The 24,007-nt window shown below is 59.7% G+C and carries 21 protein-coding genes and 1 pseudogene; 11 read left to right on the forward strand and 11 right to left on the reverse strand.

The window, feature by feature from the left end:
* Window positions 1–7: 7 nt before the first annotated feature.
* Window positions 8–895, reverse strand: a complete 888-nt coding sequence (locus tag ACR0I1_RS10725) for a LysR substrate-binding domain-containing protein (protein ID WP_170423129.1) — start codon at window positions 893–895, stop codon at window positions 8–10.
* A 203-nt stretch (window positions 896–1,098) separates the two neighbouring features.
* Between ACR0I1_RS10725 and ACR0I1_RS10730 the strand changes: the two genes are divergently transcribed.
* Genes ACR0I1_RS10730 through ACR0I1_RS10760 form a run of 7 tightly spaced genes read left to right on the forward strand, consistent with a single transcriptional unit; the run spans window position 1,099 to window position 9,870 of the window.
* The gene (locus ACR0I1_RS10730; protein WP_480706390.1) at window positions 1,099–2,454 is read left to right on the forward strand and encodes an MmgE/PrpD family protein; all 1,356 of its coding nucleotides are present in this window, start codon (window positions 1,099–1,101) and stop codon (window positions 2,452–2,454) included.
* Window positions 2,455–2,470: 16 nt separating this feature from the next.
* Complete coding sequence (locus ACR0I1_RS10735; RefSeq protein WP_480706391.1) at window positions 2,471–3,712, forward strand: FAD-dependent oxidoreductase; 1,242 nt, start codon at window positions 2,471–2,473, stop codon at window positions 3,710–3,712.
* A 1-nt stretch (window position 3,713) separates the two neighbouring features.
* Window positions 3,714–3,977, forward strand: coding sequence for a sarcosine oxidase subunit delta (locus tag ACR0I1_RS10740; RefSeq protein ID WP_170511596.1), 264 nt, complete (start codon window positions 3,714–3,716; stop codon window positions 3,975–3,977).
* On the forward strand, window positions 3,977–6,814 hold the full coding sequence (locus tag ACR0I1_RS10745; protein ID WP_480706393.1) for a 2Fe-2S iron-sulfur cluster-binding protein: 2,838 nt from the start codon (window positions 3,977–3,979) through the stop codon (window positions 6,812–6,814). The genes ACR0I1_RS10740 and ACR0I1_RS10745 overlap by 1 nt, the downstream gene beginning before the upstream one ends.
* Before the next feature lie 2 nt (window positions 6,815–6,816).
* Complete coding sequence (locus ACR0I1_RS10750; RefSeq protein ID WP_480706395.1) at window positions 6,817–7,365, forward strand: hypothetical protein; 549 nt, start codon at window positions 6,817–6,819, stop codon at window positions 7,363–7,365.
* A complete protein-coding gene (locus tag ACR0I1_RS10755) occupies window positions 7,362–8,327 on the forward strand; it encodes a D-2-hydroxyacid dehydrogenase (RefSeq protein WP_480706397.1) in 966 nt (321 codons plus the stop codon). The genes ACR0I1_RS10750 and ACR0I1_RS10755 overlap by 4 nt, the downstream gene beginning before the upstream one ends.
* 4 nt (window positions 8,328–8,331) lie before the next feature.
* Window positions 8,332–9,870, forward strand: a complete 1,539-nt coding sequence (locus ACR0I1_RS10760; RefSeq protein WP_480706399.1) for a trimethylamine methyltransferase family protein — start codon at window positions 8,332–8,334, stop codon at window positions 9,868–9,870.
* Window positions 9,871–9,912: 42 nt separating this feature from the next.
* On the opposite strand, the gene ACR0I1_RS10765 is transcribed toward ACR0I1_RS10760, so the two are convergent.
* From ACR0I1_RS10765 to ACR0I1_RS10790, 6 genes are all read right to left on the reverse strand, one after another.
* Entirely contained in the window at window positions 9,913–10,653 is a 741-nt protein-coding gene (locus ACR0I1_RS10765) for a maleate cis-trans isomerase family protein (RefSeq protein ID WP_480706401.1), read from the reverse strand.
* Window positions 10,650–11,717 carry a pyridoxal phosphate-dependent aminotransferase gene (locus tag ACR0I1_RS10770; RefSeq protein ID WP_480706403.1) on the reverse strand — a complete coding sequence of 356 codons (1,068 nt, stop codon included), beginning with the start codon at window positions 11,715–11,717 and terminating at the stop codon, window positions 10,650–10,652. Before ACR0I1_RS10770 ends, ACR0I1_RS10765 begins: the two co-directional genes overlap by 4 nt.
* Window positions 11,714–13,366: a hydantoinase B/oxoprolinase family protein gene (locus ACR0I1_RS10775; protein ID WP_480706405.1), complete on the reverse strand. Its 1,653-nt coding sequence runs from the start codon at window positions 13,364–13,366 to the stop codon at window positions 11,714–11,716. The genes ACR0I1_RS10770 and ACR0I1_RS10775 overlap by 4 nt, the downstream gene beginning before the upstream one ends.
* Window positions 13,366–15,462: a hydantoinase/oxoprolinase family protein gene (locus tag ACR0I1_RS10780; RefSeq protein ID WP_480706407.1), complete on the reverse strand. Its 2,097-nt coding sequence runs from the start codon at window positions 15,460–15,462 to the stop codon at window positions 13,366–13,368. The genes ACR0I1_RS10775 and ACR0I1_RS10780 overlap by 1 nt, the downstream gene beginning before the upstream one ends.
* Before the next feature lie 257 nt (window positions 15,463–15,719).
* Entirely contained in the window at window positions 15,720–15,929 is a 210-nt protein-coding gene (locus tag ACR0I1_RS10785) for a hypothetical protein (protein WP_480439034.1), read from the reverse strand.
* Between the two features lie 94 nt (window positions 15,930–16,023).
* A complete protein-coding gene (locus ACR0I1_RS10790) occupies window positions 16,024–16,590 on the reverse strand; it encodes an ABC transporter substrate-binding protein (protein WP_480706409.1) in 567 nt (188 codons plus the stop codon).
* 17 nt (window positions 16,591–16,607) lie between these two features.
* Between ACR0I1_RS10790 and ACR0I1_RS10795 the strand changes: the two genes are divergently transcribed.
* From ACR0I1_RS10795 to ACR0I1_RS10805, 3 genes and pseudogenes are all read left to right on the forward strand, one after another.
* The gene (locus tag ACR0I1_RS10795) at window positions 16,608–17,432 is read left to right on the forward strand and encodes an ABC transporter permease (RefSeq protein WP_480586088.1); all 825 of its coding nucleotides are present in this window, start codon (window positions 16,608–16,610) and stop codon (window positions 17,430–17,432) included.
* On the forward strand, window positions 17,429–18,349 hold the full coding sequence (locus tag ACR0I1_RS10800; RefSeq protein WP_170611900.1) for an ABC transporter permease: 921 nt from the start codon (window positions 17,429–17,431) through the stop codon (window positions 18,347–18,349). The genes ACR0I1_RS10795 and ACR0I1_RS10800 overlap by 4 nt, the downstream gene beginning before the upstream one ends.
* A pseudogene (locus tag ACR0I1_RS10805) lies at window positions 18,339–19,968 on the forward strand (ABC transporter ATP-binding protein). The gene ACR0I1_RS10800 and the pseudogene ACR0I1_RS10805 overlap by 11 nt, the downstream one beginning before the upstream one ends.
* Before the next feature lie 46 nt (window positions 19,969–20,014).
* Here ACR0I1_RS10805 and ACR0I1_RS10810 read toward each other — a convergent pair.
* The gene (locus tag ACR0I1_RS10810) at window positions 20,015–20,257 is read right to left on the reverse strand and encodes a hypothetical protein (RefSeq protein WP_480706412.1); all 243 of its coding nucleotides are present in this window, start codon (window positions 20,255–20,257) and stop codon (window positions 20,015–20,017) included.
* A 507-nt stretch (window positions 20,258–20,764) separates the two neighbouring features.
* Between ACR0I1_RS10810 and ACR0I1_RS10815 the strand changes: the two genes are divergently transcribed.
* A complete protein-coding gene (locus tag ACR0I1_RS10815; protein ID WP_480502965.1) occupies window positions 20,765–21,076 on the forward strand; it encodes a helix-turn-helix domain-containing protein in 312 nt (103 codons plus the stop codon).
* 83 nt (window positions 21,077–21,159) lie between these two features.
* Here the strand turns inward: ACR0I1_RS10815 and ACR0I1_RS10820 are convergent, their stop codons facing one another.
* The 3 genes from ACR0I1_RS10820 to ACR0I1_RS10830 form a co-directional block, all read right to left on the reverse strand.
* Complete coding sequence (locus tag ACR0I1_RS10820) at window positions 21,160–21,834, reverse strand: adenylate kinase (RefSeq protein WP_480706414.1); 675 nt, start codon at window positions 21,832–21,834, stop codon at window positions 21,160–21,162.
* A gap of 121 nt (window positions 21,835–21,955) precedes the next feature.
* Window positions 21,956–22,363 carry a universal stress protein gene (locus ACR0I1_RS10825; protein ID WP_170423167.1) on the reverse strand — a complete coding sequence of 136 codons (408 nt, stop codon included), beginning with the start codon at window positions 22,361–22,363 and terminating at the stop codon, window positions 21,956–21,958.
* A 127-nt stretch (window positions 22,364–22,490) separates the two neighbouring features.
* Window positions 22,491–24,005: a malonate--CoA ligase gene (locus tag ACR0I1_RS10830; RefSeq protein WP_170465649.1), complete on the reverse strand. Its 1,515-nt coding sequence runs from the start codon at window positions 24,003–24,005 to the stop codon at window positions 22,491–22,493.
* Window positions 24,006–24,007 lie beyond the last annotated feature (2 nt).

The raw sequence follows: 24,007 nt of genomic DNA on the forward strand, positions 1-24,007 counted from the left end.
TTGCAGGTCAGCGGTTCATGCTGGCGGCGGCGTTTAGCAGCCAGTCCTGAAACAGCCTGACCGACGGTGAAACGGGTTTTTCCTTGAGACGCACGAAATAGGCCCATGGGCTGTCCAAATCGAATTCGAACGGTTCGATCAGCAGCCCCCGGTCCACATAAGACCCGGCCAGAGAGCGGGGCAGGGCGACGCAGCCCAACGACTTCGCCGCCATCTCCATTGCCAGATTTGAAGCGTTGGTTCGCAGCCCTTCCTTCTGGTTCAGGTCTGCCAGATCAAAATGGCGTGCGACCCGTTCCCAATAAGCTGGACGACCCAGAATATGGATCAGAGGTGCCTCTTGCAGTTGCGCCGGATCGGTCAGCTGGGCGCCATTGACTGTGAATTCGGGCGCGCACACGACCGCAAGCTTTTCGGCCCACAGCTGCCGCGCGCCCACCGTCACATCGTCAATATGATTGACCGTTATCGAAATGTCCGAGACGTTCGGCTCGACATCAATCCAGACGGTGCCGTGTACCGTCAGGTCGATATCCGGGTGCTGGTCGCTAAAGCCCCGGATTACGTCCGGTAGCCAATTCTCGGCCAGGCTGACCGGGCAAGACACGACGACTTTGCGGGTGTGTGACCGCTGGATGACCGATTGTGTGGCCACGTCAATCTCATGCAGAGCATGCCGCACTGAAGGCAGATACGCCTCGCCCACGTCGGTCAGCGACAATGATCGGGCATGGCGCACGAACAGAGGCCGCTGCAAAAACTCTTCGAGCGAACGCACATGGTTGCTGACGGCCGATTGGGTGCAGTTCAGCTCATCTGCCGCGCTGGTAAAGCTGAGGTACCGGGCGGCGGCCTCGAAGGAGCGCAGGAAGATCAGGTGGGGCAGATTCATCATGGCGACATATTCCTGGGCGGGCGGATGGGTGGTGCGCCGGGAATCCTGTTTCGCGGCGGGAATTGATCTGGTTCATATGCTACAATGGAGCGGAGCCAAAGCTACAAATTTTCCGGGGCCATTGCCCTCGTATTGTTTTCGTGCTGCGATGGGCAAACACACTTAGGTTTTGGCCGAACCCGAAACCTCATCTGTAGGGCATCGTGACCAACACATTTCAAACTATCGCAAAGTTTGCGCTAAATCGAAGGGTGCAGGATTTCCCCGACAGCGCGCTCGAAGCGGCAGCACTGATGCTGCTGGACACGCTGGGGATCACCATCGGGTCCGGACCGATGCAGGCCGGTCAGATCGCGCGTGACAGCGCTATGGCGCTTTACGGTGCGGGCGATCCGGGCCTCAGCGCACGGATGCTGTTCGATGGCCGCAAGGTTAGCGTTGCCGGAGCGGCTTATGCCGCTGCGACTCAGACCGATAATCTGGATGGCCATGACGGCTATAACCCCACCAAGGGCCATATCGGTGTTGCCGTTGTGCCGGCTCTGGCGGCTTTGGCGGAAACGGTCGCGGATTTTTCCGGCCCCGAGGCGTTGGCGACCGTAACTATTGGATACGAAATCGCCGGGCGCGCCGGGATTTCGTTGCATGACACAGTCAGCGACTACCACACTTCCGGCGCATGGAACGCGTTGGGAGTTGTGGCCGTTGCCGCCCGTCTGCGCGGGCTGAGTGCAGAACGGATGCGGCAGGCCATGGGCATCGCCGAATATCACGGGCCTCGCAGTCAAATGATGCGCGAGATTGCCAACCCCACCATGCTGCATGACGGCTCGGGCTGGGGCGCGCTGGTGGGTGTATCCTCGGCAGTGCTGGCCGAGAAGGGATTTACCGGCGCGCCGGCGATCACCATAGAGGCGGATGAGGTCGCGCATCACTGGCGGGATCTGGGCAGCTTCTGGCAGATGGAACATCAATATGTGAAGCCCTATCCGATCTGTCGTTGGGCCCATGCAGCGATCGACGCCACCAGGGCGCTGATGCGTGAATATGGCCCGTCTCATCAGGACATTGCCGCGATTCAGGTGAACACTTTCCACGAAAGTGCCTGCCTGTTTCAGGGTATGCCGGATGACACTTCGAAGGCGCAGTATTCGCTGCCCTTCGCTGTGGCGACGATGGTGGCGCACGGCCGTATCGGGGTCGAGCATATCACCGGCGCGGGCCTCTCCGATCCGCTGGTCGCGGCGATTGTCGACCGTATCTCGGTGGTCGAGACCGCGCGCCATTCCGACCGCTTTCCTCAAAGCCGCGTTGCTGATGTCGTCATGACCCTGACGGATGGGCGGGAACTGGCGTCGGGCGACGTCCACGCGCGCGGCGGGCCCGAGGCACCCATGGACCGTGACGAAGTGATCGCCAAGTTCATGGAGTTCGCCACTCCACTGCTGGGGGTCAGCCGTGCCGCCGCCATACGCGACGCGGTTCTGGGGTTGCAGTCGCCGGACGCCAAATTCTCGGATCTCGGCGCGCTGATTTATGACGCCGCTGACAACCGCTGAAATCAGGACAACAAAAATGCCGCTAAGGCTGCTGAAATACGGGCTATCCGCCGATTACCCTGTCACCGGAGACATTCCGGCCACGCCAGAGCTTAAATCCAGTTACGATGTGGTCATCGTAGGTGGTGGCGGCCACGGACTGGCCTGTGCCCACTACCTATCAAAGTATCACGGCATCACCAATGTGGCTGTGCTGGAAAAGGGTTATCTGGCGGGCGGCAACACCGCGCGGAACACCACTACCATCCGCTCGAACTACATCACCAAAGAGGGCATCGCGTTCTACAAGGAAGGTGTGCAGCTTTACGGGGAGATGAGCGAAGAGCTGGATTTCAACGTTATGTTCAGCCAGCGCGGTCAACTGACGCTGGCGCATACCGAGGCGACGCTACGCTCGTTCCATCTGCGGGCCGAGATGGGTAAACACGCGGGCACCCGGATCGAGGTCGTTGATGCGCAGACGGTCAAGGACCTGTCTCCGCATCTGAATATGGATGAGGGCGGGCGGTTGGAAATCATCGGCGGTTTGTGGCACGCCGATGGAGGCACTGCGCGGCATGATGCGGTGGCCTGGGGCTATGCGGCGCAAGCCAGTAGGCGCGGGGTGGAAATTCATCAACGTACCGAGGTTGAAGGGTTCGACGCTGCCGGCGGCAAGATCACAAAAGTGCGCACCAATCGCGGTGATATCAGTGCCGGGCAGGTGATGATTGCTGTCGGGGGCATGAACTACGATATGGCGATGAAAGCCGGGGTAGAATTGCCGATCCGTTGCTATCCGTTGCAGGCGATGGTCACGCAGCCGCTGAAACCGTGGCTGCACACGCTGGTCAGTTCGGTCAGCCTGCACACCTATCTGGTGCAGTCATCGCGAGGCGAGATCGTGATCGGCGGTGGCTCGGACCCTTATCAGCTGTATTCCACCCGCTCGACACTGGACATGAAGGAACAACTGGCCGAAGGCGCGGTGCATTTGTTCCCGTTCCTGCACAGGGTGCGCTTGCTGCGACAATGGGCCGGGATTACCGACATGACGCCCGATTACTCACCCATCATGGGTGCCAGCCCATTGTCCAACCTATGGCTAGATTGCGGTTGGGGCACCTGGGGGTTCAAAGCCACTCCGGTGGCGGGCAAGTACATGGCGCAGTCCATCGCCAACCAGAAGGTCGCGCCGATACTCGAACCCTTCACAATGGAGCGTTTCGCCACCTTTGATCTGCTCAATGAAATGGGCGCAACTGCCGCGAGCCACTGACATGAAGATCCTGATCTGCCCGATGAACGGGCCCCGCAATATTAATGAATTCCAGAGCTTCGGCCCTCTGCGCGCCAACCCCGACCCGGATGCAACCAGCGATCAGGACTGGGCACGTCACCTGTTCCGTGCCAACAATTCACGCGGAACGCTGGTGGAATGGTGGCGGCACGTGCCCTCGAACTATTTCTTTCTGGCCGAGCGCAACGCCACCACGAACGAGGTGATCCGCACTTTTGACCCCTCAGAGCTGGAGCAAAGGTGATGGCCCGACTTCCCGCACCCTGGGGCAACAGGATCAATCGAGATGCGCCGGTATCGTTCAGCTTTGAAGGGCAGGCGTTTCAGGGATACGAAGGTGATGTGATCGCCTCGGCTTTGGCCGGGAAGGGGAAGTGGATGCTGTCGCGCTCGTTCAAATACCACCGACCGCGCGGTGCGATGTCGATGGCGGGCACCGAGGCCGATACGCTGGTGCAACTGCCCTCGGACCCGAACGTGCAGGCCGACCGGCATCCGATTTCGGCAGGGCTGCAAGTTAAGGCGCAGAACGTCAACGGATCACTGGCGCGAGACCGCGACGCATTCATGGACAAGCTGGGGCGATTCATGCCGGTGGGGTTCTATTATCGTACCTTCATGGGCCCGACGCGCAATAGCTGGCTGAAACTGTGGGAGCCGCTGATCCGCAAGAAGGCTGGGCTGGGCGTTCTGGATATCAACGCACCGAATGAAGACTACGAAAAGGCCAACCTGTTTTGTGACCTGCTGGTCGTCGGCGCGGGGCTGGCCGGGTTGACCGCCGCCATCGAAGCCGCCGAAGCCGGGGCTGACGTCATCCTGGCCGAGCAGGAGCCGGTATTGGGCGGCGCGCTGACCTATGGCCGCGATGTCGACAGGCTGTCCGACCTACTGGCGAAAGTGCAAAGTCTGCCGAACCTTCGCATCATGACCGATACAGTGGTGAACGGCTGGTTCGAGGACAACTGGCTGCCGCTGATCCGGGGCAACAAGTTGTTCAAGACGCGCGCGCGCGAGGTTCTGCTGGCCACCGGCTGCATCGAACAGCCCGCGATCTTCCGAAACAATGACCTGCCGGGCATCTTGCTGGGCACTGGCGCGCAACGGCTTATGCGGCACTATGGTGTGAAACCGGGCAAGCGCGCGGTGGTACTGGCCGCCAATCTCGACGGTTATCGGGTGGCGCTGGATCTGTTGGACGCAGGCGTAGAACTGGCGGCTGTGGTTGATCCGCGCCCCGGCGGCAGCGGCAGTGAGCTTGGCCAGCAACTGGCAACAAGGGGAACGCGTGTCATTCACGGCGCCGTGGGCGAGGCGCGTGGCAAGACCCATGTTACCGGCGTAAAGGTCGGAGGCGACTGGCTAGATTGCGATCTGTTGGTAATTTCGGTCGGCTATGCGCCAATGTGGCAACTGCCCTGTCATGCTGGCGCGAACCTTGGGTACAATGAAACGGCGGCGCGGTTTTCCCTGTCTCTGCCAGACGCTCCGCTGGGCATTGCCGGGGGTGTTGCCGGGGTCTTTGCGCCTGATGCGGTGGTGGCCGATGCGCAACGCGCGGCACAGACGGCGTTGACTCGTCTGGGGCTGCCAACCCGCGACATCGCGCAGGTTGAAGATGTCGAGGCTGCGTTGACGAATTTCGAACCGGCAATCGCCGGGCATCCCAAGGGCAAGGATTTTGTCGACCGGGACGAGGATATTCAGATCAAGGACCTGCAAAACGCGGTTAAGGAAGGCTATCGCGAGCTGGAGCTGATCAAGCGCTTTACCACAGTTGGTATGGGGCCGTCACAAGGGCGGCACTCGGCGCTGGCCACCGCCCGGGTGGTGGCCAAGGCGACCGACCGCACAATCGGGCAGATCGGCGTGACTACCGCCCGTCCGCCCTTTGGCCCCGAAACGCTGGGCGTGCTGTCTGGTCATCATCACCCGGCAGACAGGCGCACCGCGCTGCATCACGAACATATCCGGTTGGGGGCGGACATGCGCCCGGTCGGAGCGTGGTGGCGGCCTTATTTCTACGGCCCCAAACAAGACGCCAAGCGCCTTATCGAAGAAGAGGTGCATGCGGTGCGCAATGGGGTCGGCGTGCTGGATGTTTCAACTCTGGGCGGGCTCGAGGTGCGTGGCCCGGATGCGGGCGAATTCCTCAACCGCATTTACACCATGGCCTATAAAAAGCAGCCTGTGGGCCGCTGCCGGTACTGCCTGATGACAAACGAAATGGGCACGGTGATCGACGATGGCGTGGCGTATCGACTGGCCGAGGATCTGTTCTATGTCACCGCCACCACCGGGGCCGTGGCGCGGGTTTATTCGGATATGTTGTTCTGGAATGCGCAGTGGCGGTTGGATGTGGATGTGCTGAACGTCACCTCGGCCTTCTCGGGCTTCAACATTACCGGTCCCAAGGCGCGCTCCGTGGTCGAAGCGCTGGACAGCGACATCGATTTCTCGCGCGATGGCTTTGCCTATCTCGACGGGCGTAGCGGCATGGTGGCCGGGGTGCCGGTGCGCGCCATGCGGATTGGGTTCACCGGCGAGTTGAGCTACGAGCTGCACTGCCCGACCAGCTATGCCAACACCCTGTGGGATGCGGTGATAGCGGCGGGTCACGCGCACGAGTTGCGCCCTTACGGGCTGGAAGCCAGCCGGATTCTGCGGTTGGAGAAAGGCCATATCCTGATTGGTCAGGACACCGACGCGCTGACCTCGCCGGATGAGCTGGGGTTCGAATGGGCGATCTCGAAGACCAAGCCGTTTTTCGTGGGCAAGCGCTCAACCGAGATGCGCCGAAACAAAGGCCTGCCGCGCAAGCTGGTCGGGCTGACATTCGACGGGCCAGATGTACCGGGGGAAAGCTGTCTGGTACTGAGGGACGATGTACCGGTGGGGCATGTGACCTCGGTCCTGTGGTCGCCGACGCTGAACACCCATATCGCGCTGGCATATGTGCATGGCGATGACGCTACACAAGGATCGCAGGTCACGGTGAAGTGCCGCAATGGCAAGCGCGTCGTTACAACTGTGCGCGGCCAAACCTTTTTTGATCCTGAAAACAAACGGCAGGAGGTGTGATGATGCGAACCTATCCGCTTGACCCAAAGGGCGCTGCTGAAGACACACCGCTGGTTTCCGGGCAGATTTTCCTGCAGGACCTGACCCATACGCCGCGTTTTGGCCTCAAGGGCCGAGGCACAGTGGCGTTTTTGCAATCGCGGGGCCTAAAGGTGTCAGACGTCAACGAAACCGCCGATGGCCTTCTGCGTCTGGGTCAGGAAGAGGTGGTGGTACTGGATGCGCCTGCCGACCTGTATGCCCGGTGGCAAGTCGCCGCCACGCCAAAGGGCTATTATTCCTGGCGCGAGGAAACCTGGGCCATGATGCACCTGACCGGCCCGCGCCTGTTCAATCTGCTGGCCAAGATTTGCACGGTCGACCTGTCGCCCGGTGCCTTTCCAGTGGGAAAGATCGCCCAGACCCGCGTGGGCTATGTCGAGGCAATCACATGGCGCAACGACCGCAAAGGTGTGGGGTTCGATGTCCTTTTTGACATCGCCGCCACTGCTTTTTTCGCCAACGCGGTAGCCATTGCCAGCGCCGAGTTCCAACCGGAGGTACCCGCATGAAATCCCCCACCGTGATCTTGCACACCGATAACCCCGACGCTGCCCGTGCGGTTCTTGCTGAGGGTCATCCCGATCTGCCGATCCACACCAGCGACAGCTACGAGGCGCTCACGGGTTTGATCGAGGATACAGGGGCTGAGGTTGTCTATTCCGTTCGCTTTGCGGGCACCCCCGGCTTTCCACGCGCAGCACTGGTCGAGAACCCGCAAATCAAATGGGCTTCGGTCGGCGGCTCGGGCACCGATCACCTGAACCCTTGGAACCCTGATGAGGTAACGGTGACAAATGCCGCCGGGGTCGCCGCCGATATGATGGCACAATATGCGCTGGGGGCGATGCTGCATTTCACGCTGGATTTCCCGGGCTTTCGTGCCGCGCAGGCGCGGCGGGATTGGATCGGCGGCAAAGTCGAGCCCATCGACAGCAAGACGGTGCTGATCATCGGCCTTGGCAAAACCGGAGAGGCTGTTGCGGCACGGTCCAAAGCTATGGGGCTGAACACAATCGGTGTACGGGCCCGCCCGAAACCGACCCCCAACGTGGACGAGGTACACGGGATGGAGGCTTTGCCTGATCTCTGGCCACGCGCTGACTTTATCGTCGTTTGCGTACCACTGCTGGACAGCACGCGCGGTCTGGTCGGGGCGGAGGCTTTTGCCGCCATGAAACCGACGACGGTGATAATCGACGTCTCGCGAGGTGGGGTAATTGACGAAGCACCTCTACTGGCCGCGCTGGAACAGAACCGGATCAGAGGCGCGGCGCTGGACGTGTTCGTTACCGAACCGCTGCCTCAGGGGCACAGGTTCTGGGAACTGGACAACGTGATCGTCACACCGCACTGCAGCTCGGTCTATGACGGCTGGGATCTGAAATCGGTCCGCATGTTTTCCGAGAACCTGATGCGCTATCGCAAGGGCGAGGTGCTGAACAACATCGTAAATCCACAACGGGGATACTAGGTCAATGGCACGAGACAGACGCAGCGGCGGGCGACGCGGCAAATCCGGGCGCGCGGCGGCGGGAATCGAACAGCTGCTCTGGCAACAGGTGCGCAACAGCTATCCGCCGTTCGAGCTGTTGAACCCTGAACAGATGGATCAGCTGCATACAACCTCGATGCGCATTCTGTCCGAGGCCGGTATCCGGGTGATGGGCGACAATGTTATGGACATTTTCGAACGCGCGGGGGCCATCGTAGACCGCGACACCAAGACCATCCGTATGGACGAAACCATTGTCGCCGAAGCGTTGAAAACGGTGCCCTCGGAATTCACGCTGACCTCTCGCAACCGCGCGAAACAGATTACGCTGGGCGGCGATCATGTGAATTTTGGTTTGGTTGCCGGGCCGCCGAACGTACATGACTGTATCAATGGCCGCCGTCAGGGTAATTATGATGACTATTGCAACTTCATCCGGTTGGCGCATCATTTCAACGCTATCCATCTGATCGGCAATCAGGTGATGGCCCCGATCGAAATGCCCGCCAACAACCGTCATCTGGACACCTACAACGCCAACCTAAGCTATAGCGACCTGAGCTTTCACTGCACCGCTATCGGGCGCGGGCGGGCGATGGATGGCATCAACATGATGGCGATTTCGCGCGGTCAGAAACCTGAGGACCTGCGCGGCGATCCGGGGGTGATCACAATCATTTCGGTGAACTCTCCACGCCTGTTCGACGATGCCATGGGTGACGGCCTGATCGCGATGGCCGAGTATGGTCAACCGGTGACGGTCACGCCGTTCACTCTGATGGGGGCCATGACACCGGTCACGCTGCCTGCCGCGCTGGCGCAACAGAACGCCGAGGCACTGTTCGGTGTGGTGCTGACGCAGTTGGTCAGCCCGGGAGCGCCTGTCATGTATGGCTCGTTCACCTCGAATGTGGACATGAAATCCGGGGCTCCGGCCTTTGGCACACCGGAAAATGCCAAGGCGAATATTGTCGGCGGGCAGCTGGCGCGGCGCTATGGCATTCCGTACCGGACATCGAACGCAAATGCATCCAACGTGGTGGATTTGCAGGCGGCATACGAAACGATGATGGCCACCTGGGGCGCGGTTCTGGGAGGGGCCAATATCGTCTATCATGCCGCCGGCTGGCTTGAGGGCGGGCTGACCGCATCTTATGAGAAATTCGTCATGGATATCGAGATCATCCAGAACATGATGGAATTCCTCAAACCGATGAAATTTAACACGGATGAACTGGGCCTGGACACCATCAAATCGGTGCCCACTGGCGGCCATTTCTTTGGCGTCGATCACACGATGGAACGCTATGAAACCGCGTTCTACAAACCGATGCTGTCCGACTGGCAGAACTATGAAAACTGGGAGGCGGCCGGAGCCAAGGACGCCCTGCAACGCGCCACCGAGGTTTGGCAGCAGGCGCTACGCGAGTATCAGATGCCCGAGATGGACCCCTCCGTGCGTGAGGAGCTGGATGCCTATATCGCCAAACGCAAGGAAGAGATCGGCAGCGGCGAACCCTGATGGAATATCGGGGCAGGGGGGTCGACCGCTGCCCCGGTTCGGTTACAGCAGATCGAACAACCGGCCCGGCAGCGCCTCGTGGCGTGGCAGACCCAGCGCCCGCATCATGCAGAACATCATTGCCTGGTTCGAGGTGACCACGGGCTTGTTCAGCGTGTCCTCAATCTGCGCGACCGCCTCGACCGCGCGCATGTCGGTGCAGCTGAGCACGATGGCCTGCGCGTCCGGGTGGTCTGCCTCACAGGCGAGGTCGTAAACCTCGTCCGGGGTCAGCTCTCCCTGCCCGTAATTGCCCAGCTCGCGGCCAACATCGGCGCAACGCATGGTTTCGATGCCGTTTGCGGCCATGAATTCCATCGCCTGCGTGTTGATTTCGCCCAGATAGGGCGAGGAAAAGCCCACTTTCGTCACCCCAAGCGCCTGAATGGCGGCGATCAGCGATCCGGCGGCTGTCAGCGATTGCGCTCCCGATCCGGCCTTGATCTGCTGCGCCAGATCGGCGTCGAAAGTCGGCCCATGGGTCAGCGTGGCCGAGGTGCAGCCGTACAGCACCACATCTGGCCGCACGCCCGAAATCATCCGCAAATCGTGGCTGATGTCCGAGGCCCCAAGCCCCGCCATCTGGTCAGAACCGGGGATTTCATCGACATCATAACCACCCATGCGCTGGAAATGCACGGTGGTGTCCTGGCAGCGCATCAAGGCCATATCGGCCTCGAGGTTGGTGTTGGTGAAGGGCACCAGAACGCCGATCTTGGCCCGGGTACGCGTTTCGTGGCTCATGACGTTACCTTTCTCAGAACGGCCAGACAGCGATCCATCACCGGTGTGTTGCAGATCGTGGCGCGCAGGCAGTCGGACAGACCATAGCCGCCCATACCGCGCATCAGCAGTTTCTCGGCCCGTAGCGCAGCGTCGGCCTGTTGCGCCTGCTCGGTCGAGGCAAAGTGGATCAGCACGAAATTGGTGTGGCTGTCCGGCACGATCAGCCCCAGATCGCGGCAGTCCTCCGCGAACCGATCGCGAATGGTTGCCGTTTTCGCGACCACGTCCCGCATATGCGCCTGATCGCGCATCGCCGCCGCTGCCGCAGCCTGCGAGGCGATCGAGATGTTATTGGGGTTCAGCAGCTTGCGCAGCTCTCCGGCGATACCCATGGGGAAATGGCCCCACCCGGCGCGCGCCCCGGCAAGCCCGTAAGCCTTGGAGAAGGTGCGGGTGATCACGGTATCCCCCCGATCAGCCAGCGCGAATATCTCTGCTGGATCGTTGGCTTGGTCGGCGAACTCGGCATAGGCCTGATCGACCACCAGCAGCACATCGCCGGGCAGGGCGTCGCGCAGGCGCAGGATCTCGGAATTCGGGATCAGGGTGCCGGTGGGATTGCCCGGGTTACAGACAAACACGATACGGGTCGCCGGGGTGACGGCGGCCAGAAGCGCATCGACCGAGACGGTCAGATCGACCTCGGGCGCGGCCACGTATTCGGCCTGCGCCTGTGCTGTGGCCGAAGCGACGAAGGCATAACCATATTGCGTGCCCAGCACCTGATCGCCGGGTCCGGCAAAGGCGCGGATCAGGCAGCCGATCAGCTCCATCGAGCCCGCGCCGCACAGCACCCGCGCCGGGTCGAGCCCGTGTACCCCGGCAATGGCCGCGCGCATGTCGGGCCATTCGGGATCGGGGTATAGCGTCAGATCAGCCAGCGCCGCCTGCCCGGCCGCCACGGCGGACGGACTGGCCGGAAAGGCGCTTTCGTTCTGCGCCAGCGAGACGGTGCCTTCTCCACCCAGATCGGCCAGCGCATAGGCACCCATGGCGCCGACATAAGAAACCGGACGGATCATGCGTCACCTCCGTAAGTTTTGGTGCCCTCGGCGCTGACCAGACCGCGTTTGAGGTCCAGCGCCAGCGCGTCCCGATCACGGTCTGCCGGGTCGCCGAAACCGCCGCCGCCCGGGGTGTCGAAGATCAGGTAATCGCCACCTTCGACCCGCAGCTCTCCCTTGCCGGGAATGTCGCTGTCGCCATCACGGAACCGGATGCGCCCCGGCGCGCCGGGCTGGCCGCCCATGCGGCCCAGGGCGGGGAATTTCAGCCGCTCGACCGACAGGAACACGATGAAGGGCGCGCCGTTGGCCGATGTCATCTCGATCCGCTGCCCAAGCCCGCCGCGATACTTGCCCGCGCCACCGGAATCCGCGCGCAGCTCGCGTCGCCAGATGGTCACCGGCGCGACGCTTTCGGTGATCTCCACCTGCGAACCGAACACGCCCGAGGGGTAGGCGGTGGCTGACAGACCATCCGCATGCGGCCGTGCACCGGTGCCGCCATTATGTACCGGTTCCACTGCGAATTCGCGCCCACCATCGCGGGCCACCTCGGGGGCGTGGCGCATGGGCAGGTCGAACATGCAGCTTGCGCCCTCGGCGGGCACTTCATCAGGTAGTGCCTGATGCAGACAGCCCAGCACCAGATCGGGTGTCACCTGACCCAGCGTGTGCCGCATCGCCACCGGCACCGGGCGCTGTGCGTTCAGGATGCAGCCCTTGGGGCCGTCGACGGTGAACGGCTCCAGCGATCCGGCATTGTTGGGGATGTCCGAGCCGACGATGCAGCGCAGCGCGAACACCGTATAGGCGGTGGCATAGTTCAGCGGCACGTTGATGCCCTTGCGCGAACAGCCCGAGGTGCCGGTGAAATCCACATGCATCCCCGATTTACTGACGGTCAGCGCGGCGTGCAGTTCCAGCTCATTCTCATAGCCGTCCATTTTCAGGACGTTTTTGTAGATACCTTCGGGCACCTCGGCGATGGCCTCAAGCGTGCCACGGCGCGAAGTGTCGATGATATAGGACCCCAGCGCATCCAGATCGGTCAGGCCGAACTCTTCCATCATCGAAACCAGCCGGTTCACCCCGGCCTCGCAACAGGCGATCAGGGCATAGATGTCACCCTCGTTGGCGATGGGCTCGCGGCTGTTGGCGCGGATGATGTCCAGCAGCAGCGCGTTGGGGATGCCTTCCTCGACCAGTTTGCAGGGCGGGATCAGCAGCCCCTCGTCATAGATGTCGGAGCCTTCCGGCCCCATGCCCAGACCACCCAGATCAACCAGATGCGAGGTGCACGAGGTGAAGCCCACAACCTTGCCATCCTTGAACGCGGGCATCATCAGCAGGAAGTCGTTCAAATGCCCCGAGGCCAGCCACGGGTCGTTGGTCATGTAGATATCGCCCGGTTTCATGGTCTGAACCGGAAAGGCGGCGCGCAGGTGCTGCACCGCTTCGGCCATGGTGTTGATATGGCCCGGCGTGCCGGTTACCGCCTGTGCCAGCATCCGACCATTGACGTCGAAAATCCCGGCTGAGATATCGCCGCACTCACGCACGATGGGGGAGAAGGCGGCGCGTATCAGGGTCTGGCCTTGTTCTTCGACCACCGCCAGCAGACGGTTCCACATCACTTGCAGGCGGGCGGGGGAAAGATCGGTCGTCATCATGCGCCTCCTTTCTGGTCCTGAACCAGGACGAGGTTTCCTATGGCATCCACATGGGCCGAGAAATCAGTCGAGACCAGCGTGGTGGTCTGCGGCTCGTGGATCAGCGCCGGGCCGCGCACATGGTCGCCGGACTTCAGATCGGCCCGCGCCACGAAGGCGGCCTGTTTCAGCGCGCCGTCCACATCGCAGGTGATCGGGCGAGTGTCGGGTGCGGTGAAGGTCGTCAATGCAGGTGTAGCGGGCACTGGTGGCACGGCGCTGTCAAGGGTCGCGACGCGCACCGCCCAGTTGAGAATCTCAATCTGCATCCCCGGCACCGGGCGTGAGAACTGCTTGCGATATTCTTCCTCAAAGGCGGTGGTCAGCGGTGCAATATCGTCTGCCGTCAGATGCCGGTCGGGCAGAGTGATCTCGATCTCGTGGCCCTGACCGTTGTAGCGCATGAAGGCGGTGCGGTGGGTTTCGGTCGGGGCATCGCCCGCGCCCTGGGCAACCACGCCTTTGGCTTCGGAAATCATTGCGTCGAACAGAGCGTTGATCTCATCCATGTCCATGCTGTCCAACAGCGAATAGCGCGAGCGGACGATTTCGAACGACACGGGTGCGAACAGGAAGCCCACGGCAGACCCCACGCCCGGATTGGGCGGGATTACAATGCGGCTGACCCCGGCGGATCGTGCCACCCGGCTGGCATGTAACGGCCCGTTGCCGCCAAAGGCAATCATCGTGCGCGGTCCAAGATCCTTGCCCGATTCCACCGCGTGCATCCGGCCCGCGCTGGCCATGCTTTCGTCGACGATGCGGCTGACGCCGTCGGCTGAGCCAACGGCATCGAGATCTAGTTTCGACCCGATCAACTGGCTCAGCGACTGTTTGGAGCCTTCGGGGTCCAGCTTGATATGCCCCTCGGCAAATGTGTCGGGCACGATGTAGCCCAGCGTAATGTCACTGTCTGTCACCGTGGGCTCGGTGCCGCCGCGCATGAAGGCCACGGGTCCGGGTTCAGACCCCGCCGATTTCGGCCCCACGGTCAGCCGCCCCAACCGATCCACCCCGGCGATGGAGCCACCGCCCGCGCCGATCTCGATCATCTCTATCACCGGGATGCGCACTGGCATGCCCGAGCCCTTTATGAACCGCGCGGCGCGGGCGATCTCGAACTGGCGCGAGGTCTGCGGGCGGGCCTTGTCGATCAGGCACAGCTTAGCGGTGGTGCCGCCAACGTCAAAGGACAGCACCTGATCCAGCCCGGTGCGGGCGGCGATGCGGGCGGCCAGAATGGCCCCTCCGGCGGGGCCGGATTCCACCAGTCGGATCGGAAAACGCGCGGCGGTGCGCACGGTGCACATGCCGCCGCCCGCCGTCATCATCAGGATCGGACAGGTGACGCCCTCGGCCTCGAACCGGTCGACGAAACGGGTCAGATAGGTCTGCATCAGCGGCTGGATATATGCGTTGGCGACGGTGGTGCACAGCCGGTCGAACTCGCGCGCCTCGGGGCTGACCTCGGACGAGATCGAGACGGTCAGACCGGGCCGCTTCTCAGCCAGCACATCGCGCAGGCGGCGCTCGTGGGCGGGGTTGGCATAGGCGTGCATCAGGCAGATCGCTATGGCATCGGCCCCGCTGGCGTCGATATCGGCCAGTAGCGCGTCGATGGCTTCGTCTTCCAGCGCGATCAGCACGCCGCCATCCGCCAAGACGCGTTCGCGCACGGTCAGCGCGCGTTCACGCGGGACCAGTAGATCGGGCTTTTCGAGGTTGATGTCGTATTGCGAATAGCGCCGCTCATACGCGATTTCCAGGATGTCGCGAAAACCTTCGGTGGTCACCGTCGCCACCACCGCGCCGCGCCGTTCGATCAGCGCATTGGTCGCAAGGGTGGTGCCGTGGATAAAGCCGGTCACCTGATCCAGCGTCCGGCCCGATTGCTGCATCACCCGCGCGGCGCCCTCCATCGCGCCGTCGGCGGGGTTCTGATGGGTGGTCAGGGTCTTGGTGGAGGCCAGGATTGTCTCTTCGCCAGAGACAAGGACCGTATCGGTGAAGGTGCCGCCAATATCGATGGCCAGGCGCAGCGTTTGAGTTGTCATGAGGTCTTCCGAAATTTCTGTAATCGCAGCGTAAAGCAAAAGGCCCGAGGCCCTGCTTTATGCAAGGATCACAAGATCACAGCCGGTTGCGCGGCGGTCCGTAGGATTCGGAATGTCAGTCTGTGTCATGGGCGAAATGTGCAGTTTCAAGATAGCGGCAGCAAGCTGGATTACGACAGAAAGGCCTGCAAGCGACATCTTTCGGCGTAGCAGGCCCGAAATCTGCCGAAACGGGCCGTCAGACGGCGAGCGCTCGATCAGGCAAGCCACCAGCGTTCAGGGGCTTTGGCACCATCCATTTCCCAATTCGCGGCGATCTCGCCCTGGGCGACGGTTTTGGCAACACCCATGATATGATTGGCGAACATCGGAACGATCGCACCACCATCATCATGAACCAAAGTCTGCGCCTCGGCATACAGTGTGCGGCGTTTGGCGTCGTCCAGCTCTGCGCGGGCCTCGACCACGATGGCGTTGAAGCGATCGGCGGCTTCGCCTGTGCGCCAGGCTCGTACACCTCAATGAATTAGCCACCGGTGCCAATTCCGGATTGTGGGTCGGTCAATTTGCCATCGGTCGAAGGCATAATGACCAAGTGATAGCCAGACAGGATGATGGGAAGTCGGCATTTGCCGGATCCAGCTCGAACACCACGTTGTTGCCATCGGCGCGCATCGATTTGATTTGGGCAACCAAACCGTTCACCGCAGATTTCGATCCTTCGCCACAGTGGTGGTCGATTGTGGCGATGACAACGGCAGGGGTAAGGGTTTGGTCGTTGTGGAACTCGACCCCTTCACGCAGGGTGAATACCCAAGTGATTGCGTCGTTCGAGGAATACTCGGTCGCGAGTTCGGGCACTAAATTTCCGTTTGCGTCTAATTCGACCAAGTTGTTGCCGAACAGATAGGCGACAGCGGTTTTGATCGTGCCTTCATAGGTTGCTGGGTCTAAAAAGTCGGTAGTCGAACCGCTGCCAAAGCCAAATTTGATCGCTCCGCCTTTTTTAGGGACCTGCGCAAGTGCTTGTCCGGATAGGCTCAGTGCCGCCGGAATGGCAAGGCCCGCAGCCAGAGCGCTTGATATGAAGATACGACGCGAAATCCGGCCGCTCTGCAGTTTCTGCATCTGAGAGGACAGGAAAGGTGATCCGGGCCGAGCTTGGCCTCGATAAACCTGCCTATATCCGATATTTCGACTGGATCGGTGCGTTGGCGACCGGGGATCTGGGAACGTCGTTCTCAGGTCGGGCGAGTTCGGGTGTGGATCGATCACGTCCGGTAGTGGAACTGGTCGCACCGCGCTTATGGAACACATTGTTTCTTGCGGGTATGGCGGCGCTGATCTCGGTTCCGCTAGCGCTGTTTCTGGGTATCACCACCGCGCTGTGGCGCAATTCGCGCTATGATAAGCTGGCCAGCGCCAGCACCTTGACGGCGATCTCGTTCCCCGAGTTCTTCGTGGCCTATATCCTGATTTTGCTGTTCGGAACGCTATGGCCGGTGTTGCCGTCGTTGGCCAATGTGGAGCCAGGGATGCCGCTGGTCGAGCGGATCGTCAAATGCATATTACCTGCGCTTACACTGACACTTGTAATCGTCGCGCACATGATGCGTATGACGCGGGCTTCGCTGATCAGTCTTCTAGCTTCACCCTATGTCGAGATGGCGCGGTTGAAAGGAGAGAACGCCCGCCGCGTGGTTCTGCATCACGCGCTGCCCAATGCGTGGGCGCCAATTTCAACGGTGGTCGCGTTCAACCTGGCCTATCTGGTAGTTGGAGTGGTCGTGGTCGAGGTGGTGTTCGTCTATCCCGGCGTCGGCCAACTGATGGTCGATGCTGTCAGCTCGCGCGATATCCCGGTGGTTCAGGCGTGCGCCCTGATATTCGCCGCCACATATGTCCTTCTGAACCTGATTGCCGACATCATTGGAATCGTCACCAACCCGAGGCTTCTGCACCCAAAATGAGCCAGACAAGCAAGACATATTCAGCCGCCGCCGAGGTGGGTCGCGTGCGGACCCGTCGCAGCAAGCGCGAGCGTATTTGGATCGAGCTGAAGAAAGCGCCGCCGACAGCAATTTTCGGCATGTTTGTGATCCTGTTCTATCTAATCATGGCAATCGGAGCGCCGGTCATCGCGCCTTATGGTGAGGCCGAGGTATTCCCGACGCCTTACGCACCCTGGTCGTCCGAGCATTGGCTGGGTACCGACCAGATCGGGCGTGATATCCTGTCGCGGCTGATCTATGGCGCGCGCAACACCATTGGTATCGCTTTTGTCACTACGCTGCTGGCGTTCTTCATCGGAGGCGGTCTGGGGCTGATCGCTGCGATTAACCGCAGTTGGCTGGATCAATTGATCAGCCGGGGCGTAGATGTATTTATGGCCATTCCCAGCCTGATTTTCGCGCTGATGCTGCTGTCGATTTTCGGCTCGTCGGCGCTGTCGTTGATTTTGATTATTGCGATTCTGGATTCAACCCGCGTGTTCCGCCTGACTCGCGCTGTGGCGGTGAACGTGGCAGTGATGGATTATGTCGAGGCAGCCCGGCTGCGCGGCGAAAAACTGCCTTGGGTAATGCGTCGCGAGATTTTGCCCAACATCATGCCTCCGCTGGTGGCCGAGTTCGGGCTGCGATTCTGTTTCGTGTTCCTAACCATCGCTGCGCTCAGCTTTCTGGGCGTCGGTATTCAGCCCCCCACCGCCGATTGGGGCACCATGGTGCGCGAGACCGCCAACCTGATCCAGTTCGCCAAATATGATTTCAAGGCCGGGATCACGCCACTGCTGCCCGCTGCCTCGATCGCGTTGATCACTGTGGCGGTCAACTTTGTCGTCGACTGGTTCTTGCACAAAACAAGCGGATTACGCGATGAACACTGAGACTGACCTTCTGCTGGATATGCGCGACATCCGTATCGAGGGGTTCTCGGACGAAAAGTGGAATCCGATCATCAAAGGTGTCAACCTGACCCTGAAGCGCGGTGAGGTGCTGGGCCTGATAGGCGAAAGTGGCGCGGGCAAGTCGACGCTGGGCAAAGCGGCTATGGGATACACGCAGCCCGGCTGTCGTATCACGGGCGGTTCGATCCGGTTCAAGGGGCAGGAGTTGCGGGATCTGGACGACCACGCGCTGCAGCATCTGTGGGGATCGCGGATAGCCTATGTGGCCCAATCGGCGGCTGCGTCGTTCAACCCGGCGCATAAGTTGTTGGATCAGACCGTTGCTGCAACGGTGCGCGAGGGACTGCAACCCGAGAATGTCGCGCGTGAGGATGCCCGCGCGCTTTATGCCTCCGCATCCCGAAACGATTGGTGACCGCTATCCGCGTCAGGTCTCCGGTGGCCAGTTACAGCGGATCATGACAGCCATGGCGATGTCACCCCGTCCCGATCTGATCATTTTCGACGAACCGACAACTGCGCTGGATGTGACGACCCAGGTCGAAGTTCTGACTGCTATGCGCCGGATCGTCGAAGAATTTCATACCGCCGCAATCTACATAACCCATGACCTGGCGGTGGTCGCGCAGATGGCGGACCGGATCAAGGTGCTGCGCTATGGAGAAGAGGTAGAAGAGGCGGAAACGCGCAAAATGCTGTCTGCGCCCGAGCAAGAGTATACCAAATCCCTCTGGTCCGTGCGTCTGTTGCAAAAACAAGCCGAGACTTCGGATGATATCATCCTTAAAATTGACGGTGTGGATGCGGCCTATGGCAAGAGCGCCAAGGTGTTGCACAATGTGTCAATCAGCCTGCCGCGGGGGCGCACGGTGTCGATTGTCGGCGAATCCGGATCTGGTAAATCGACCACGGCGCGGGTGATCACCGGCTTGCTGCCAGCCACAAGCGGGCAGGTCACGTTCAATAGCGAGGTCCTGCCAAACGAACTGAAAAATCGCAGCCGTGATCAGCTGCGCAGAATTCAGATGATTTATCAGATGGCCGATACCGCGATGAACCCGCGTCAAACTGTAGGTGAAATCATTGGACGTCCGCTGGAATTTTATCATGGTCTGCGGGGCCGGGCGCAGGAGGACCGGGTCATCGAACTGCTTGAAGCCATCGAGTTGTCGGAAGACTTCTATGATCGTTTTCCCAGCGAATTGTCCGGCGGACAAAAACAGAGAATTTGCATTGCTCGCGCTCTGGCCGCCGACCCTGAGGTGATTATTTGTGACGAAGTGACGTCCGCACTGGACCAGATTGTGCAGGAGGGCATACTGCAATTGCTGATGCGCCTACAAAAGGAGCGCGGAATTTCCTATCTGTTCATCACGCAAGACATTGCCACGGTCGAGGCTATTTCGGACGAGATTGTTGTGATGCTGAATGGTCAAGTCGTCGAGCAGGGATTGAAGAATACCGTTCTATCCGAACCCTTCCCGGACTATACAAAGCTGCTGCTAAGTTCGGTTCCCGAGATGGACCCGGATTGGTTGACGAACCTGCTGAAAGAGCGAAAAGAAAATCACTTAGATACAAAACATGACGCTGCGTAGGCGCGGGCAATGACAACCCTTGCGAAGCTCAGTCGCAGTGGACTTCTCATTCTGCTAGTATTCCGAAACTCTTTTTTACCGGCATAACAATAGATCGATACGCAGAGAACCTGAAACTCAGGAGCAACTCGCGAATTAAGGTGGCTTTTGACTGGATCGCATTGATATTCTTGTTCACAATCAGTTCGATCCTCTTTTGGGCTGCCATAGGGTTAATACTTGAGGTCACCGCAGGCCGTGTAATTGCCCCGTTCTTCGACACCCCATTGGTGACATAGGTTGCAGTCATCGCAACCTTCCTCGCCGGGTTTCCTCAGTCAGCGCGCGCGAAGCCTTGTCGCAAAATACGAGTGCAAGGCTGCGATCAATAATGTGCGAGCGGCGCTTGTCGTGATGACTGTCCCAATGGCATCATCCCCGACGGTCATGGGACTGCTCTCTGTAATGGGTGCTCGAGTAGTGGCTGGAATGCTGCAGAGCGCACCTTACAAGCGTCGCAAAAAGATCTTACCGACTAAACCTCCTAGAACGACATAGTCCAATTTGGTGATGCCTTATGAACAATAGATCTGGGACCGAGTGAACGTCGATCTCAATCTGGCATCTCCTGTCTTGTTCGTTGGAGGTGGCAGTAGCACTTTGCCCACCAAGCTGCTCGCATCGCGACCACTGATGCAGGTCGCCCGGTTTTTTTCTGATCGACCCTGGCGAGCGGGCGCAGAGCTTTTACATCTCGTTTTCGCCCAACCTGACTCATGGGGGCAACGCAATCCTTCGAACGCAGCATTGGGTGCAAATGCGTTATGCGGGCCCGATCCCGGTTTCCGAATTGGCCTGCACCGCCCGACTTGAGCTGCGCACTTTTGGATTCCGATTCCTGACGGCCACGGGTTTCACGCCATCGGAATACCTGCAACAGCGTCGCATCACCAATGCCTGTCAGAGACTGGAACTATCGCAGTCCAGTATCGAAACCATCGCCCGGGATATGAGGTATATGGATGTTTCAGCATTCCGCGGAATGTTTCACGAAATAGTCGACCTCTCGCCGGGAGATTACCGCAAGCGCTTTTCTTTTCTTAAAGACGCTTCGCATTTAAGAAAATGACGTCTGAACAGCCTTTCTTGGGTCTGTTTTTGCTTTGGCTAAGCGTAATTGCAAAGGTCTTATTCCTCTGCTTTCTTTTGTCATCACGACCTTGACGATATGGCGGCCTCGATGCTTCGATTGATTGCCTCGATCGGTCCCATTGCGTCAACATTCGCCAAAACGCCCATATGGCTATAGTAGTCGATCAAGGGTGAAGTCTGTTCACGATATTCAATCAGACGTGCAGCGACTGTTTCGGCCTTGTCGTCAGCGCGGCGCATAAACTCAGAGCCTCCGCAATTGTCGCAGCGTTCCGCTGCCTCAAGCGGTTTGAATGTATCATGGTAACCTTCGCCACATCCTGCACAGGTAAAGCGACCGGAAATGCGGTCGACCATCTTCTTGTCATCCACCGCAAGACTGACGACAGCACTGATCTGCTGCCCCGTTTCCGCCAATAGTTGATCCAATGCGCGCGCCTGACTAAGCGTGCGTGGAAATCCGTCTAATATCACCCCTCCGGCACAGTCCGAATCCCTCATACGGTCACGCAAGATCGAAATGACGATGTCATCTCCGACGAGCCTGCCTTCAGCCATGATGGATTCCACCGCCTTGCCTGTTTCGCTGCCGCTTTCAATCGATCTGCGGAGCAAATCGCCTGTCGACAACTGAACCAAGTCAAATTTTTGCTCAAGCAGTCGGGATTGCGTTCCCTTACCGGCACTAGGAGGGCCGAGAAGGATTAACACTTTAGACGTATTCGGGCTGGTCACTCTTTTTCCTCTTAGAGAATATCGTAAACACGACTTAGAATAGACCGCTCAGTGCCATTTCAGATGTATTAGCGGTGTATGACGGTCGTGTGTGGGCGTTGCTTCTGATCCCTAGACCAGACTATCGCACCACGTGTACGGAACAGTTTGCATGCCTGACTACGCGTGCCGCTGTGGACCCCAGTAGATAATCCTGCAATCCAGGCTGGTGGCTTGCGATAACGATGCAGTCTGCATTGTTATTCGTTGCATAATCGAGAATTCCACGGCCCGACTGTCCTTCGACAATTTCAATTTTGGAGTCCGCTACCCCGTCCACTAGTGGGCCCAGTTTGTCAGTAACACTGGTCTTTGCGATATCCAGATGGTTTTCTGGAAGCAGGTCGCTTGTGTATTGCGGAAGGTGCTCAATGACATGCAATAGAGTGATATGACCACCATCCGAGCGGAGAGTTTGTGCGACATCCAGCGCTCTTTGCGCGTCGCGGTCGGTATCAAAGGAAACAGGGACTAGAATATTTCCATACATTTCTGGTTCTCCAGCAGGTAGAAAAATTCAACAACCAGAGCAGGGAACAGGTCCGCCTGCCCTGGTTGTTGAAGTTAGGCCCGTAGCATTATCGAGAAGAGGGGCTACTGGGCCGGGGAGGGTCATCTTACGCTGCCACGAACATGTCTTTGTATCGGTCGCGCAGGATGTTCTTTTGAACTTTGCCCATGGTGTTGCGGGGCAGTTCGTCCAGCAGGATCAGTTTGCGTGGATGCTTGAACCGCGCCAAGCTACCGCGCACGGCCTCCATCATTGCGTCCAGATCGGGGGTTTGGCCCCGCTCTGCAACGATCACGCCCAGAACAGTTTCGCCGAAATCGGGATGTGGAACGCCCACAACGGCGCTTTCCAGCACGCCGGACTGGTCATCCAGAATCAGCTCGATTTCTTTGGGATAGATGTTGTAACCGCCTGAAATAATAAGGTCTTTGTTGCGGCCAACAATATGAACATAGCCGTCTTCGTCGATCCGACCCAAATCGCCAGTGATGAAAAACCCGTTCTCGCGCAGTTCGGCGGCAGTCTTCTCCGGCATCTGCCAGTAACCTTTGAACACGTTGGGCCCGCGCACCTCGATCTCGCCGATCTCGCCCTGAGCCAGCGCATTGCCGTCTGAATCACAGATCTGCAGCTCGACCCCAGGCAATGGAAAGCCCACCGTGCCTGCGCGGCGGTCACCGTCATAGGGGTTCGAGGTGTTCATGTTAGTTTCGGTCATGCCATAGCGTTCAAGGATGCGATGGCCGGTGCGTTCTTCGAACTGTACATGGGTTTCGGCCAGCAAGGGTGCCGAGCCTGAAACAAACAGGCGCATATGTGCGGCCAGATTCTTGGTGAAGCGGTCATCGTCCAGAAGGCGGGTGTAGAAGGTTGGCACGCCCATCATGGTCGTGGCATTGGGCATCCGCCCGATGATCTCATCCAGATCGAACTTGGGCATAAAAACGATGCTGCTGCCTGCAGCCAGCGTGACATTGGTGGCCACGAATAGTCCGTGAGTGTGAAAGATCGGCAGCGCATGCAGCAGCACGTCGTCGGATGTGAAGCGCCATTCTTTGACCAGCGTCTGTGCATTCGACAACAGGTTGTTCTGGGTCAGCATCGCACCCTTCGATCGGCCTGTAGTCCCCGATGTATAGAGGAATGCGGCCAGATCGTCGCCATCACGGTCAACGGTCTCAAAGCTGGCAGGCATTGCTGCAGCCTGCTCCATCAGGCTGCCGCTGCCATCGGCGTTCAGGGTTTCCACCTTCGCGCCTAGCTGCGCACCAACCGGGGCGAGTTTCTCTTCGCTGCGGCTGTCACAAACGATCAGCGAGGCGCCACTGTTTTCGATGAAATAGGTCAATTCATCCACAGTGTAAGCGGTATTGAGCGGCAGGAATACAAGACCTGCCTGCGCACAGGCAGCATATAGCGCCAGCGCTTCGGGCGATTTCTCGATCTGTGCCGCAACCCGGTCGCCGGGTTTCAGGCCCAGCTGCGTCGCCACATGGGCGATTTGTGCCGCGGTGCTCAGGAAGTCCTGATGGGTGATGGTCGTTCCGTCGAGCAACTGCAAAAAGGCTGTGTCTTTACCGGCATGTGCGCCGAACAAACCGTCATAGAGAGGATTGGCCATAA

The sequence above is a fragment of the Ruegeria sp. B11 genome, from assembly GCF_056539785.1.